Consider the following 13627-nt stretch of genomic DNA (forward strand, 5'->3'; position numbering starts at 1 on the left):
CAGCAACATGGATTACTTAAGATTAAAAAAAACAGACATTACCATAATATGCCGGGCGCAGCAATAAATCCGGAAGATACTATCTATACTGGTTACCGCACATAAAATACATGGTACGCTGTCCGAAGACATTGAACGAAGCATGGTATATGATTGCATCAACGTCTTGTCTTCACATGAGAACTCATAGAGCCATGCCTTATCCAAAGATTTATCATCGTATTTCAGAATAGTACGGAAATGCGTCTGCCTTGTGTCTCAGCTTACGCCTCCGGATGAATCAGCCTATCATATTTACAGTTCTGCCCCCCTCGGGCTTCGCTTATAAAAAAGCGAAACAATCTCCTCCCGCACAAAAGGTCATGTCTTAAAGTCAGTGCTGCACACACCTGTCGGGATACTTTTCCCACAGCTGGTTCCAACATCTTCAGAACAAGAAAACTTATTCAAGGGTTATGCCTGCAATAAAGAAAACATCTGTTGTGCGGTAAGTTCCCCATCATGAAAGCGCAGAACCGATTTCCTGCCACTTTGCGCAATTTCCTCATAATGCGAGGGACATAAATATATTTTTCTCAACATCGAAATGACTTCATCAACAGTACGGTACTGCAGACAGGAAACACCGTGCTCCACAGCTATATTCTCCAACGCATACCAAGAGCCAATGACCAACAATCCGTTTGCTATCGCATCAAGCACCTTTCCCTTGGTGCCCGTACCGATGCTGATCGGTGTTATCTGGATATCGTGCTTTATAATTTCCTCTATATAGTTCGGTGCAAACCGAATATGATGTACCTCGTATCCAGCTTCTTCAAGATGCCGGACATGGGTATCCCATCCTTTCCCTAAGAACGTTATCACGTAGTGCTCTTTCAAATCTTCTGTGCATCTGGACGAACAAAGACAATTGATTAATTCATCGGCATCCTGCTGCATATACAAATTATATTGCCCTGCGATCAGCAACTTTATTTTGGGAGAAAAAGCTATGTCCTTGGGCGGGTCTGCCAGCTGATAATGGGGATGACGCAGGAAATGAGCTTGGATACCGGGGATAATTTCCTTTAGGAATCTAACGTCAGCTTCACCAACCAAATGATAATGTATATTCGAAGAAGTGTCAAAACGCCTTTCCATGTTCAGGAACTTGGGATACATAAAGGCAGATCTCCAATATCTCTTTCTGTCCTGCATTGCAAAGCGTTTCCCTAACATTCTGTAATAATACAAAGACTCGCAATCAGGCAATGTATGTACCCGCTTAAAATCCTTTAACTGGTTACTGACACAAGATAATTCTTCTCCATAAATCCATATACCGTCAGCATTCTCCTTGCCAATAATATCTAATTGTACTGTACTTAAAGAGATATAATTTCCAATAGGATTCTTCAAAAAGATTCTAAAAGGCAAAAGGAATCTAAGTACAAAATTATACCACCACGGTACTGGTAATAAATGGATCTTTATATTCAGTTCTTTTGCGACAGAGTCTATCTGTACCTTGGATAACCTATTTAAATTATACGAATACAAAATCACCTCTATACTTTTATCTCTACCAGCCAGCAAATGGTAAGGCAATGCACTCGTACCGCGAATATTTTCCACAGCAGGCATCATCACAGATATCATAACAATTTTCATGTCAGTATATAATTGGCCTAAAGTGTTTTATCAAAATCACATAATAAAACGAAGGATGTTAAGGTTAAATCTAATGAATATGACTTTTACAGGAATAAAACTTCCACACATTGGATATAAGTTCGCTTTCCTAAGTTCAGCAACGATAGCGGAATTAATCCCTTACTACGCCAAATCTTCTTATTCTTATATAAAGAAAAAACAAACCAAATAATGCGCTCTAACAACGATCGAATATTCTTGCCTTGACAAATGGAATGAATGCAGGCTTCCAATCCTTCTGATTAATCCGATACGGATATTCAAGTCTTATGTGTACCGTCTCGAATAAGTCGAGTTGTATTTCTGCGCCGATATATCCCTTATCTCCGTATATGCTGCAATCGTGATAAGTCAACTTCCCATCTTTCATGTATTTTGGGTCAGCGACACTGGCCTTTGACAGGTCGCAAGAATGTATGATACCGGTCAACCCAAAGAGAGTGTGCAACTTATACCCGAAATAACAAGTGTTACGGAAGCACAATAGCCAAAATCAGGAGCTTGTGAAAAATCACCGGTCCTTCCCATCCTGCAACGCTTTCCCCTGGCGACACGGCAGACTTCTATGGGTTGGGAATCCACAAAGAACAGTTCTTCCGCACCGCCCATTTTCATAGCCACCCGCCTGCATATTTCTTCGCATAAGCCTGCTGTATCCTTTCTGCAATCATTGAACTGCCTGTGTGAGATGAGGGTGAGGAGCTTGTCCTTATACTCTTGTAGCCTATAGTCAACCAACCACTTCTCGCTGTCAATGCTTTCTGACTCTGCTGCCAATGACAATGCCACAACTTCCAAGACCGAGAACTTTGGAATTGGACCACGCCAAGAGATATTGCCATGTTCATTGACGAGAATTTCAGAAAACAGCTTTCATATCTCGAGGATTTTGACGAATTTTGTGTAAAGGTTGTGCATATGTTGGTTTGAAATTAATGATTTATACACCACTAAGTTGCTAAAAATCAAAGATATGTGCAACTTTTTAAGCATATTTGGCAACTTAATTTAATTCCGCCAAAAGGTTATACTTATAAAAAAAGGCACAATAAACTTACCATAGCAAAAATAAATTTTCTATATAAAGGGACAGAACTGCGTACCATATTTAAACTACTATTTTTCAAAATTTTTCGAAGTTTTCCATTTACTTCTTTTATGAAAGAAATAGAGAATTTATGACGTACCAATACGTAAACTAAATTGATAGACTCATTTTTGATATGCTGCTTTAATAAATATACATTATTTATCTTCTTTAAATATAATGTTTTTTTTTCAAGAATAGTAAGATTATCAAGAACTCTTTTCTTTGATAGTGAGGAACGACTTATAGAATTCATATCACCCAGATAATAATTATAAGTCACATGAGGACAACCTATGATATTCTCAACATAGGTTGAGATCTCAAAACTCCACAAAACATCCTCATGTGTAATTCCCTGTAAAAAAAAAGTTTTGTGCTTACTGAATATATCTTTACGAATAAGTTTATTACATGCTATAATATTCCAACTATTATGGATATAACCTTTAAAAACATCATCATTACATCTGAAGTTTTCCGTCTTAACATCATAATAACTATCATCAGCCAAAATATGTCGAGTAATACCGGATACTATTTCTGGATAATGATATTTTTCTGCCTCATGAACAAGTTTCTCTATGGAATCGTCAGGAATACTATCATCACTATCTAAGAAAAAAATATAATCGCCTGAAGCCTTATTAATACCGGTATTTCTTGCAGCTGATAAACCCTGATTTACAGAATGTTCACATAATACAAACTTAACAGCCCCCTTGTATGCATCAACAAATTGTTTGGCAATTCGCATACTATCATCTTGCCCCTTATCATCTACTAAGATACATTCAATATCTGTATAGGTCTGTCTTTGCACTGATTTTAAACAACGGATAATATATTTTTTTACATTATAAATAGGAATAACTACTGACACTCTCATAATTTATGTTTAATTTTTCAAAAATCATTTAAGTTACAATAAGTGCAATTTCTTCCTTATTAGTAGTAATGTCATTTCCCGTGTATGATGATCAAAAACCACATAAAATGACAATAGTATAACCAATACACTAGAAACGATGGTTATCATCACTAAAGCATATAGATTATCACTGACAAAAGAATTTATTCCCAAACATAAACCTAAGACGAAGCAACCTATTAAGAACATTGGAGATATTGTACGTAGGAAATATTCAGAAATATTAAATTCTTTCATTTGTTTCTTCAATATATATATATATACAAAGCATGTACTAAAAGCCCCTGTGAAAATGCCAGCAATTGTTACAAAAATGTATGAATGAGTAAAATAAAGAATTGAATAAGTGATTGGTAAACTGATTAGATACAGAGCTCCACAAAGTATATTCACCCATTTAACATTACCACTGGCCGTTATAGCTGTATAGGTAAGCGGATTAAAATTATTAAAGAAATTTCTTATCAAAAGTATTTGACAAATAATAACAGCACCCTCCGGAACTTTGTCAAGCCATAAACCCATCAAATAATCCATTTTAACAAATACGGGAATAGATATTAAGAGCGTCATCAATGATGTTAATTTCGCACCCATTATTATTAGCTCATTTACTCTACGATAATTCTTTTGCGCATACTCTTTTATAACTTGTGGATTAAATGCTGTCATTATATTACTAGCAAAAGTATTTAAAGTAGCTTGTACCATACCAGCGATTCCAGCTGCAGCTATAATAGCATTACCAAGAAACCAATTGTATAAAATATTAGTTCCTTGCTGGCAAAATGTTAAAGAAACCGAACTTAACAAATTCCATCCAGAATATGAAAGCATTCTCGGAAATAATGCTCGATCAAACGAAGAATTAAATTTAGTTTCAGCATAATGAGTGGCACAAAATCTTCTATAAAAAAACATTATACCAATAGAAACCACACCATAAAGGATACTATAGAGAATTAAATTATCAAACGAGTTGTTCAATAATACAATTAATGCTATTCCCAATTTTAAGAAAGAGGATAAAATATCGATATACGCATATATCTTGAAATCTTCATGTGAATTGATAGCTGCATTATATGGCGCTTGTGTAATACCCATAATAGTACTACATATAGCAACTTGATAAACCCAGTTAGCTGCTATTAAACGATCTGCAGGAATTACTAATTGAGTATTTATGAACCACAAGCCTACTGTTTCTGCAATGATTAGAAATATTCCAGATAAAGCCAAATGTATTACAAGAGCCGTAGAGAAGGTCTTAGACAATTCTTCGAAATCACCATCACCAAGAGCTACAGTTATATAACGTGAGGTAGCACTACTCAAGGATCCACTTAAAACATTAACCAAAACGATTATTCCTCCAACAAGATTATAGAGTCCATAATCTTCTACACCTAAAGCCTGCAATACTATTCTTGAAGTAAAGAATTGAATTACCATACTGATAAACATACGTATATACAGCATGGAAGCATTTTTGGCTATTAGTCGATTATTTCCTCTTTTTTCCTCCACCGGCTTACAAATTATTTCCAAAAAGCAGTGGATGAATGTGTCTCACGTTCATTTTCAGCAGGCAACTTCATATAATCACCATAGTGTTGCTTCAAATAGAGATCATATGCAGAAATACACATAAATCTCTTGTTTTCAAAATTAAGATATTCATATTCTTCAAAAACATTTTTAGAATGAATCTCTTTCATTCCGTATCTTCCTGTAAGTGCACCAACAAAACTGGATTCAGAAAAAGAATACATCGTAGTGACTTTTTCTATTACAGCAGTAATAACCTTTCTACCGATGACTTTTGCACATAGGTATTTTATTTTCGACTTTAAATTATATCCTGAATTATTTTGCTGCCAAGATAAATAAAAAAGACTTTTTAAATAGCCAACAGCGAAAATAAGAAATTTCTGCAACCTACGATTACTAGGAAGCCCATCTATAGGAAATATATCTATATTTATCCCATAGCAAGGGAATGGAATTCCAACTTCTGTCATAAGGGTACGTAGATCTTCTACTTTCTGCCACAAAAAATAACATTCAAATAAATCGGTTTTTACACTATTAAAACTATGTAAATTTTCGCAGAATCCATTGAAATGTTTCTTAAAAAAATCATAATCTTTTCTAGGCATCATAATATCAACATCGTCATCCCATGGGATAAATCCTTGATGTCTAACTGCGCCCAACAAAGTACCTCCAGCTAAAGAATATCTAAGATTATTCTTCTTACAAAATTCATCAACTTTACAAAGAATATTCAATAATATTTCATGCTGTTTATCTAATGTTATTAAATATGGTTGCATAAAAAAAAGAATTTAAATAATAACTAAACATATATGCTTTACATATTGCTTAACTGAAAATTTTAAAGACAGGAACAAGAATTCTGAGAATAACAGAATTGAAAAACAAGACTTCCCCTACAAACAATGAACAGCTTGCAAGTTGAGACTACCACGGTTTCTCCACATAAAACGAAATGACAAATAGGCATATACGGTAACAAACATAGCACACAACCAATGGACTCTGTTGATAAATTTTGTAGCTGGTTTGTTCTCTGAATCTTTTTGTTAAGTCGATTAATTTCTAGAATATCCTTAAATTCATTTGTAGAATTTTTCAATTGAAATCACATACATCTCACTACCGCAAGGATAGCTCATTGCTGCTTCAATTGTTTCGTAACACAAAACGGCGTGAGACCTTAGTTTGTAACCAAAGTTTCACGCCATTGTTTTCATAAGAATATTGGTCTATTCGAAAATCCCTGGTGACAGACCGCCTGTAACCCCGAAAGTAGAGGTTGTATATAGTACGTACTATCCCAGAAAATGAAATTCACCAGATTTTTAAAGTTGCTTATATGTAGTTCTGTGAGTCCTTCTGAAGAGGTTATGGTCAGACAATCAGTACAGCAGATTGGGATCGCACCCCTGTAAAAGCCCCACACACATTACATTGCTATGTGCCAGTCTACATTCTCTGTTTTCATTTCTCCAGCTTCTTCTTTAAACGAGATTCCCCGCCCCTTGGAGCCTTCCACCTTGATATTGACGACAGTCATCACATTTCGTTTGACCGTCAAGGTCTTGGTTGCCTCTTCAACGCTACCGTCAGCCTTTGTCCATGTAATCTTCATGTCCAATTCCGTATGATAATCAGACTGACAGGCTCTTTCTATATCGTAAAAAGAATAGGGTGACGCATCATCATAAGCCGCATCTCCCTTTTTCAAGCTGATGAGCCAAAAAGGATAATTAACCACCAATGTCCCCTCCTCCGGAGGCGACACTTTGAAATGCAGCCCAAAAACGGTACGTTTCAGGTCGACCGTCAGTTCCGTCTTCCCCTTGGGGCTGAAGTCTGCAAGACTTCCATAGAGCTTCACAAGGCGAGGATAATGAACAATCCGCCCGCCCTCGATCTTCGTTTCACCTTTCTTTATTTCATTGAGATTAGCCTCTTTGGAATAAACAAACGAGTTAGACACCTTCGTAAGTTCCTTTGTCCCATGCACCAACGGGAGATCAAAGCTATCCTTAACTGCGAACAGCCGCCCAGGCCCCTCTTCTATCTTCAGACATTCCACCTTGTAAAGATTCCTCTCGTCCATCTTTACAGACATCTTCGAGAGACTGGTAAATAATCCATAGGCATACTTCAAATAGGTTTCCCCACCGGCTTTTTTCTCATAGACATTGACGGCATAAATCTTTTTCAGGTTCTTGTCTCCGGCCCTGCTCAAAGGCTGTCCCTTCACATTCATAGGGGTCTCCATTGTCTCTACGGCCAGTTCTTCTGCCGGATGAATCCGCACAACTCTCGTCGACTTGCTTTTAGACTTACCAGTCGGCTTCACACCGTCAGCATCTTCCAGCACAGGCTTTTCACAGGCTGCCAACAAAAGAAGACACAGCAAAGCCCAGATCAAGGTTACTTGTTTTTTCATAATAAGAATGTTTTAATTGGTATATTAATTTAAATGAACATAAACGAAGAATACTATAGAACCCGATAAACTAAGGCAACGCATCCAATAGGGTGAATGATGTCGATCTCATAGACCTGTCTCCTCAAAACACTTCTAAATGATTTTTCTTCTCAGATGAGCGACTCCATCTTCATGAAAGAACAGGGAGTAAAATACGGCTGAAAGAGCAAACGCAGACTCCATATAAGGAAATATTCTAAAAATTCCACATCGATCCGTCGCTGACGGGGATATTGTCAACTCCTTGTGTCTTCGCTTTTATGCGCATCTTCAGCTTTTTCTTTCAGCTGGGAGTGCATCACATCCCCATTGCAGGAACCGTCCCTCCCTTCCAAGAAGAAAGCAGAATCTGCTCCCTTAAAAAGCGAACATCCATCAAAGATTATTTTTAGAACCAGCCTGAAGGGAAAGTTCTCAGATTAACAAAAATCTCACACTGCAGATATGCCACCATCGACTTTTGGACATATTTCTGTAAGGGCGAAGATGAGAAAGGAGGATACTAGAAAAGAGACTGCCTAAAGAACAGCACAGAATCACCGTCCGTCTGAAAGGACAGGCGACAACCCTTCCTCCCTGCAGGATAAGGTCTTACTGCAAGTTTGGCAAACTATTAGAGGATTTTCCGCCTTAGAACGAACAACGACGGACAACCATTCGAGGTCCTGTCATGAATCTGTCAGTTGGTTTTACGGACAGACCGATAAATCCGCTCGCAGAATATTATCTCGGTTCTATAGTTTTGTTTTTTTATGTGGCTACAAAGTTAAACAAAATCTTTGATAACGAAAACGATTTAATCGGATATTTTAACTCCGCCAATGCAAAAACAGCGTAAGTGAAAGCATAGAAGCCCTCGAAAGAAAAAGTAAATGTTGTAAAGAATTGGAGAAAATCGTAATCTTCCTTCCAAAGAAAAAGCATTTTCTTTACCAGACAGGCTTATAGTTCGTGGATTTTATCTAAATTTGCAGCAAAAACCAACCACACGATATGAAAAGAACTATATTGACTGTCGTCATCTTTCTGGGCGTACTAACGAGTTCTCAAGGGCAGATATTCAACAAGAACAACACAAAGCGCATCGGACAAAACATAAAAGAAAGCTATCAGAACATCAAGAAAACTCTTGTGCAAGACACCCGACCGTCGGGAGAGCACACAATATGGGACATCTATATCGCTCCTAAAATAGGATTGGATCTGTCCAATCTGCCTGGCATCGACGGGAACGTCAAGTTAGGCGTTGTGGGTGCGGCCTACGTAGAAGTATTCGTTGCAAAGAACATTGCCATAGACGCAGAAATGCAGTACAGCCGCCAGGGCTCGTCCGGTGTCTACCGCAATCTGCATACGACGGATGCCGCAGGAACCCCCACTGTCCGTGAATACGGCCCATACGACTTCAAATTAGACTATATCAACACGAATTATCTGGTACGCTGGTATCCATGGGCCGATCTGCCTTGGAGCTTCACAACAGGTCTGCACATGGGTTACATTGTAAGTGCCCATGCGAAAATGAAACATGGGGCCGATAAAAACATTAAAAGAGATATTCACAGTGGCGACCTCGCCCTCCCGCTTGGCATCAGCTACGAATGGAAGCAATGGCAACTGGAAGCACGCTATAATCTCTATTTCCGAAAGCTGGCACGCAGCCATGAAGCCGAAGTGCTGATGCGAAATGCGCACAACAACATGCTTGAAGTGACTCTGGGCTACAGAATCAAGATGTTCTGACAAGTATCACATCCATGCTCCTCACACTACTTGCGGCATTGTTCTTTGTGCCTGCACCGACAGCGATAGCAGAAGCCTCCGACTCCGTCACTATACAGAAGACCGGTATAGAAATACGCTATACTCCTGCCCGGACGCTCACGCCGGGCAAAGAGCCTCGCATCTGGACAAAGACGAAAGAGACACATGCGATTGCAGCACAGGTGAATGTCACTCCGACAGAGAACAGTTTTGCAGCGGAATATAATTATCCGATTTTCTCCGTCGGCCTGCGTTACAACCTGAATCATGGCACGACCATGCGCCGTGACACCCCATGGGGAGAGGCCCAGCCTGTGGAGTATACAAGCAAATTAGGGAATCTTCTCACGCTCTACGGCACTTTTAACCGTCCCATCCATCGCGGCCGCCGCTGGCAATGGGGCTATTACCTCGGTACAGGAATCGGCTACACGGCCTTAAAATACAACCGGCAGAACGATATAGACAACGAGTACATCGGTTCACATCTGAACATCTTCTTCACGGCAGGACTATACGGGCAATATCAGTTTGCAAAGGAATGGAGTGTCAAAGGCGGACTGGACTTTGCCCATCACAGCAACGGTGCAATGGAACGGCCGAACAAAGGGGCAAACTACCTGGGGCCATTCGTCGGTGTCGTGTACGAACCTGATGCACAAACGACGAAAGCGGCAAAACGGAACACGGCTGTCACAGAACCTTTCCAAAAATACTGGTTCATGGAACTGACACTGGGAATAGGGGGAAAGACGCTGCTTGAGGAATGGCTGCAGACACAATTCGGAACGCCACAGGGACAGCCTGATTACAGGAAAGAACGGTTTACCTTGTACGGTGCCTATTCTTTCCATGCCCATCTGCTCTATCGCTACGCCCGACGCTGGGCATCAGGCCTCGGTTTCGGCATCTTCTATGGAGATTACGCCAGCCGGATCGCACAACTTGATGAGACGAACGGATATATCGGAGAGAAACACAGCCCATGGTCAGCCAGCATAGAAGCGCGCCACGAAGTCTATTACGGGAATCTGTCTGCCCGGGTCAGCCTGGGTTACTACCTTTACCGCCACATGGGGTATAAATCTCACAACGGACTGGAAAAGCCCTACCACGAGCAGGTCGGCGTTTTCTACAGCTTCCCGAAACTGAAAGGCATCACTTTGGGGTTCAGCGTAAATGCGCATGCCACCAAAGCTGATTTTACAGAGCTGCAGATAACATTCCCCTTCAGACTTCGGGAACGTGGAGGGCATGACCGTCTCTGACCATAATCCTGTCAGACCCCTGACATAGATACCTTGATTCTAAATTAGCTCTAAATTATCAGTGTCCTATAAGAAAAGAATCAATCCTTCCATAAGTCTTTCCTTATCGTCAGTACAGACACCCCCGGACTATGGAAGAACACTTCTTGTCCCGGATAAACTCTGAAACAGGGTCTTCAGGGGTTTCAAGTGATGGCGGCATGATTGATGACTTTGGTGAATTGTCACACAGAGGCTGGGAGCGAACTCTAAGGGTTCTATAACGGAGACGCCATCGGCGCGCGGTGCAACGGAGATTATCAGAGAGTTTTATCAGATCATTTGTCCGGGAGAATCATGAATAGCGTTTATCCGGGGAAAAAGAAACCCGCACGCTACCTCTCTGTCGCTCTTTTGTGCCGTCAGCACCGCCGTGATGGTTTTTCCTTCTGTTTCCCCCCGCTTCTCCGTATGCCTTATTATGTAGTAGTCTTACTTTATCACTCCATATTTCGGAAGAGCCTAAAAACAGCTCTGGTTTCAGCTGATAAACTGATACTCGCCCGAATGACAAAAAGGCATCAAAGGTCTTTTTTAGAACCGGTCCATAAAGTGATGGCGTTTTTCATTGTATCAATATGCCTGTATGGATGATCAGAACATGCCATCAAACCCCTGATCTGTTTTCTTTTTCAGTTGCTGCATTTTTTACCTCACATAAAAAACACGTTACAAACTACTTACAATGCATCAGTGCATGACGGAAGTGACAGCAACCTTCAAACATCCCTCACACCGGGGGGATTACCCTGAGATAAAAATTCTGATCAGACACCGACCGTAACGGACAAGGGACAGATACCCTCTCCGGCCCACAGCCCGATGGCTTCATCGGACCGGCGAGGATGTCTGCCCCCTATTATTTTAGGAACCACTATTTCTCCAGGTTCTGCCCTACTCTCCTGTATAGAACTTGATCAGCTTCGTCAGTCCCAGACGACAAGCCGGACAGAACTCCGGATGCGTGTTGGTGCGCATACGGCAGTCGGGGAAAGCCCGATAGACACCGTGCTGGGAATAGCCGGCCGGTTCGTAAGCCCCCACTTTCCACTTGTCACGCCGTGCATTCGGCTTGTCCAGATCGGAAGGCTGCGGAGTCGGCAGCGGAGTCTTCTTGTCAATGAGGTTTTCCCATTTCCCATGGAAATCAACAAGCGTGGTAAGGTTTGGCTCCCATGGCTCCACGTCTGTAGGATACATGCTGATCTGCTCCTGGTCATAAGCATATTCATCTCCCAGTCCTGCAAAGGAATGGCCGAACTCATGAACGACGACCGGCTTGAAATAAGCATGATGCGCCATGGAAAGATTATAAGAGTTCAGAATACCGCCACCGCCGTACTTCTCGGTATTCACGAGTACGATGATATGCTCATAAGGCGTCCCTGCCAGCCAGTCGTGGAGGTCTTTCAGGTGAAGTGTCGTAAGATACCGGTCACTGTAGAACGTATCGAAATGCGAGTGCAGAGCGGTATTTTTCCAGATGCCCTTAGACGGCTCGGATGTACCGCTTTCCACCGACGGAGACTTGACTGCTACGATATTGAACCGCTGTCGCAGTGACTTGAATGGCTCGTGGGCAAAGAGAGCTTCCATTGCTGTACGGCAATCCTCGATAAAGGTCGGCATTTCCGCCTCCTTGTATCCCTCGGCAACATAGGCGATATGGATGCAGTGTGTAGGGTCTGCGGCTTTCTGCAGGGTCTCGTAAGCTGTCACGGACCGCTCGCCGATGTGTCGGATAAGAATATCCTTCGGCGCAACCGTATGTGTCATCGAAACCGTTACCTCCCGCCGGTTGTTCCGCAGATCAATGGTCACATCCACCGTATCTTTTGGATATGGAACAAGAAAGACATTCTCAAAGGATTTCCCAGACGGTCTCTTTGCTTCATCATACGTCAGCCACTCCTGGAAAAGCGTTGAGAAAGAGTTCCGGTAGACAACCTTCTGTGTGCGGTGGTCGCGGACGGTCACCTGTCCGTTTCCCTCTACCGGCACTTCGGCCAGTCGGTCGTGCTTGCCATACCAGTGTGGAATGCGCGACAATTCGTCTACGGCAATCGTCTGGTGCTCCGCATTGCCGGCAAAGATGTAGTCAAGCCGGAGTGTCGCATCCTCAAAGTAGCGGTCAAAATCCTGTGCCGCAGCAGTCAGCGCAACAGCCAGGAACAGAAAAGTGATGATTTTTCTCATAGGTTAATCATTAAATCAGGGTTATTAATTCTGTTTCTCCAAATCCATCGGTCCGGCGGCGACATTGAATCCGATTTCCGGATAAAGCGTTTCCAATCGTCACCCCCCCTTCCGGATTGCAAAGTTATCAATAATAATGGGAAAAGCAAAGAACAGAAGAAGATTTAATTACGTTCTGATAGAAAAAGAGACAACTCTGTGTGAGTCGCCTCTTTGCTGAAGATAAACGATGCTGAGCGGAATACGGGAATCGAACCCGCCTCCCAGGCTTGGGAAGCCCGTGCACTACCGATGTGCTAATTCCGCATGGAGCCGATACCCGGACTCGAACCGGGGACCTACGCATTACGAATGCGTTGCTCTACCAACTGAGCCATATCGGCGGTATTGCGGTGCAAAGATACGGCAAAAAAAACAAACAGCCAAATTTTGAATTGTGATTTTTCAATTTAAAGCAGGTTCTGAAAATCATCTTTGATGGATTTCTGCCTTTCAGACGACCCGATTCCGCCTTCTACCTGAAAGCGCAGAGCAGGCTATACGGCTGAAAGTGAAGGCAGAATATGCTGCTTCAAAGGCGAAAGACATCAGAGATGACTTCCAGAACACACCCGATC

8 protein-coding genes, 2 tRNA genes and 1 pseudogene are annotated in these 13627 nt (G+C 41.6%); 2 read left to right on the plus strand and 9 right to left on the minus strand.

Features of this window, described 5'->3' with window-relative positions:
* Positions 1-453: 453 nt before the first annotated feature.
* From J4864_RS02685 to J4864_RS02710, 6 genes and pseudogenes are all read right to left on the minus strand, one after another.
* Positions 454-1653, minus strand: coding sequence for a CgeB family protein (locus J4864_RS02685; RefSeq protein ID WP_211814503.1), 1200 nt, complete (start codon positions 1651-1653; stop codon positions 454-456).
* 238 nt (positions 1654-1891) lie between these two features.
* Positions 1892-2688, minus strand: a pseudogene (locus J4864_RS02690) (IS982 family transposase); the annotation flags it as partial.
* Between the two features lie 38 nt (positions 2689-2726).
* A complete protein-coding gene (locus tag J4864_RS02695; protein ID WP_211814504.1) occupies positions 2727-3671 on the minus strand; it encodes a glycosyltransferase in 945 nt (314 codons plus the stop codon).
* Between the two features lie 33 nt (positions 3672-3704).
* Entirely contained in the window at positions 3705-5168 is a 1464-nt protein-coding gene (locus J4864_RS02700; RefSeq protein WP_246479424.1) for an MATE family efflux transporter, read from the minus strand.
* An 86-nt stretch (positions 5169-5254) separates the two neighbouring features.
* The gene (locus tag J4864_RS02705) at positions 5255-6052 is read right to left on the minus strand and encodes a LicD family protein (RefSeq protein WP_211814505.1); all 798 of its coding nucleotides are present in this window, start codon (positions 6050-6052) and stop codon (positions 5255-5257) included.
* Positions 6053-6705: 653 nt separating this feature from the next.
* Complete coding sequence (locus tag J4864_RS02710) at positions 6706-7701, minus strand: hypothetical protein (RefSeq protein ID WP_211814506.1); 996 nt, start codon at positions 7699-7701, stop codon at positions 6706-6708.
* Between the two features lie 1035 nt (positions 7702-8736).
* Here J4864_RS02710 and J4864_RS02715 point away from each other — a divergent pair.
* On the plus strand, positions 8737-9486 hold the full coding sequence (locus tag J4864_RS02715) for an outer membrane beta-barrel protein (RefSeq protein WP_211814507.1): 750 nt from the start codon (positions 8737-8739) through the stop codon (positions 9484-9486).
* 14 nt (positions 9487-9500) lie between these two features.
* On the plus strand, positions 9501-10775 hold the full coding sequence (locus J4864_RS02720) for an acyloxyacyl hydrolase (RefSeq protein ID WP_211814508.1): 1275 nt from the start codon (positions 9501-9503) through the stop codon (positions 10773-10775).
* Between the two features lie 933 nt (positions 10776-11708).
* On the opposite strand, the gene J4864_RS02725 is transcribed toward J4864_RS02720, so the two are convergent.
* The 3 genes from J4864_RS02725 to J4864_RS02735 form a co-directional block, all read right to left on the minus strand.
* Positions 11709-13010, minus strand: a complete 1302-nt coding sequence (locus J4864_RS02725; RefSeq protein ID WP_211814509.1) for a M64 family metallopeptidase — start codon at positions 13008-13010, stop codon at positions 11709-11711.
* 235 nt (positions 13011-13245) lie between these two features.
* Positions 13246-13316: transfer RNA gene (locus tag J4864_RS02730), tRNA-Gly, on the minus strand.
* 1 nt (position 13317) lies between these two features.
* Positions 13318-13393: transfer RNA gene (locus J4864_RS02735), tRNA-Thr, on the minus strand.
* Positions 13394-13627: the final 234 nt, after the last annotated feature.

The organism is Prevotella multiformis, assembly GCF_018127985.1.
Classification (GTDB): Bacteria; Bacteroidota; Bacteroidia; order Bacteroidales; family Bacteroidaceae; genus Prevotella; species Prevotella multiformis.

Excerpts from the sequence above, each read along its gene's own strand:
- J4864_RS02685 (WP_211814503.1), bottom strand. The coding sequence starts at position 1,653 with ATGAAAATTGTTATGATATCTGTGATGATGCCTGCTGTGGAAAATATT.
- J4864_RS02695 (WP_211814504.1), bottom strand. The coding sequence starts at position 3,671 with ATGAGAGTGTCAGTAGTTATTCCTATTTATAATGTAAAAAAATATATT.
- J4864_RS02700 (WP_246479424.1), bottom strand. The coding sequence starts at position 5,168 with ATGGTAATTCAATTCTTTACTTCAAGAATAGTATTGCAGGCTTTAGGT.
- J4864_RS02705 (WP_211814505.1), bottom strand. The coding sequence starts at position 6,052 with ATGCAACCATATTTAATAACATTAGATAAACAGCATGAAATATTATTG.
- J4864_RS02710 (WP_211814506.1), bottom strand. The coding sequence starts at position 7,701 with ATGAAAAAACAAGTAACCTTGATCTGGGCTTTGCTGTGTCTTCTTTTG.
- J4864_RS02715 (WP_211814507.1), top strand. The coding sequence starts at position 8,737 with ATGAAAAGAACTATATTGACTGTCGTCATCTTTCTGGGCGTACTAACG.
- J4864_RS02720 (WP_211814508.1), top strand. The coding sequence starts at position 9,501 with ATGCTCCTCACACTACTTGCGGCATTGTTCTTTGTGCCTGCACCGACA.
- J4864_RS02725 (WP_211814509.1), bottom strand. The coding sequence starts at position 13,010 with ATGAGAAAAATCATCACTTTTCTGTTCCTGGCTGTTGCGCTGACTGCT.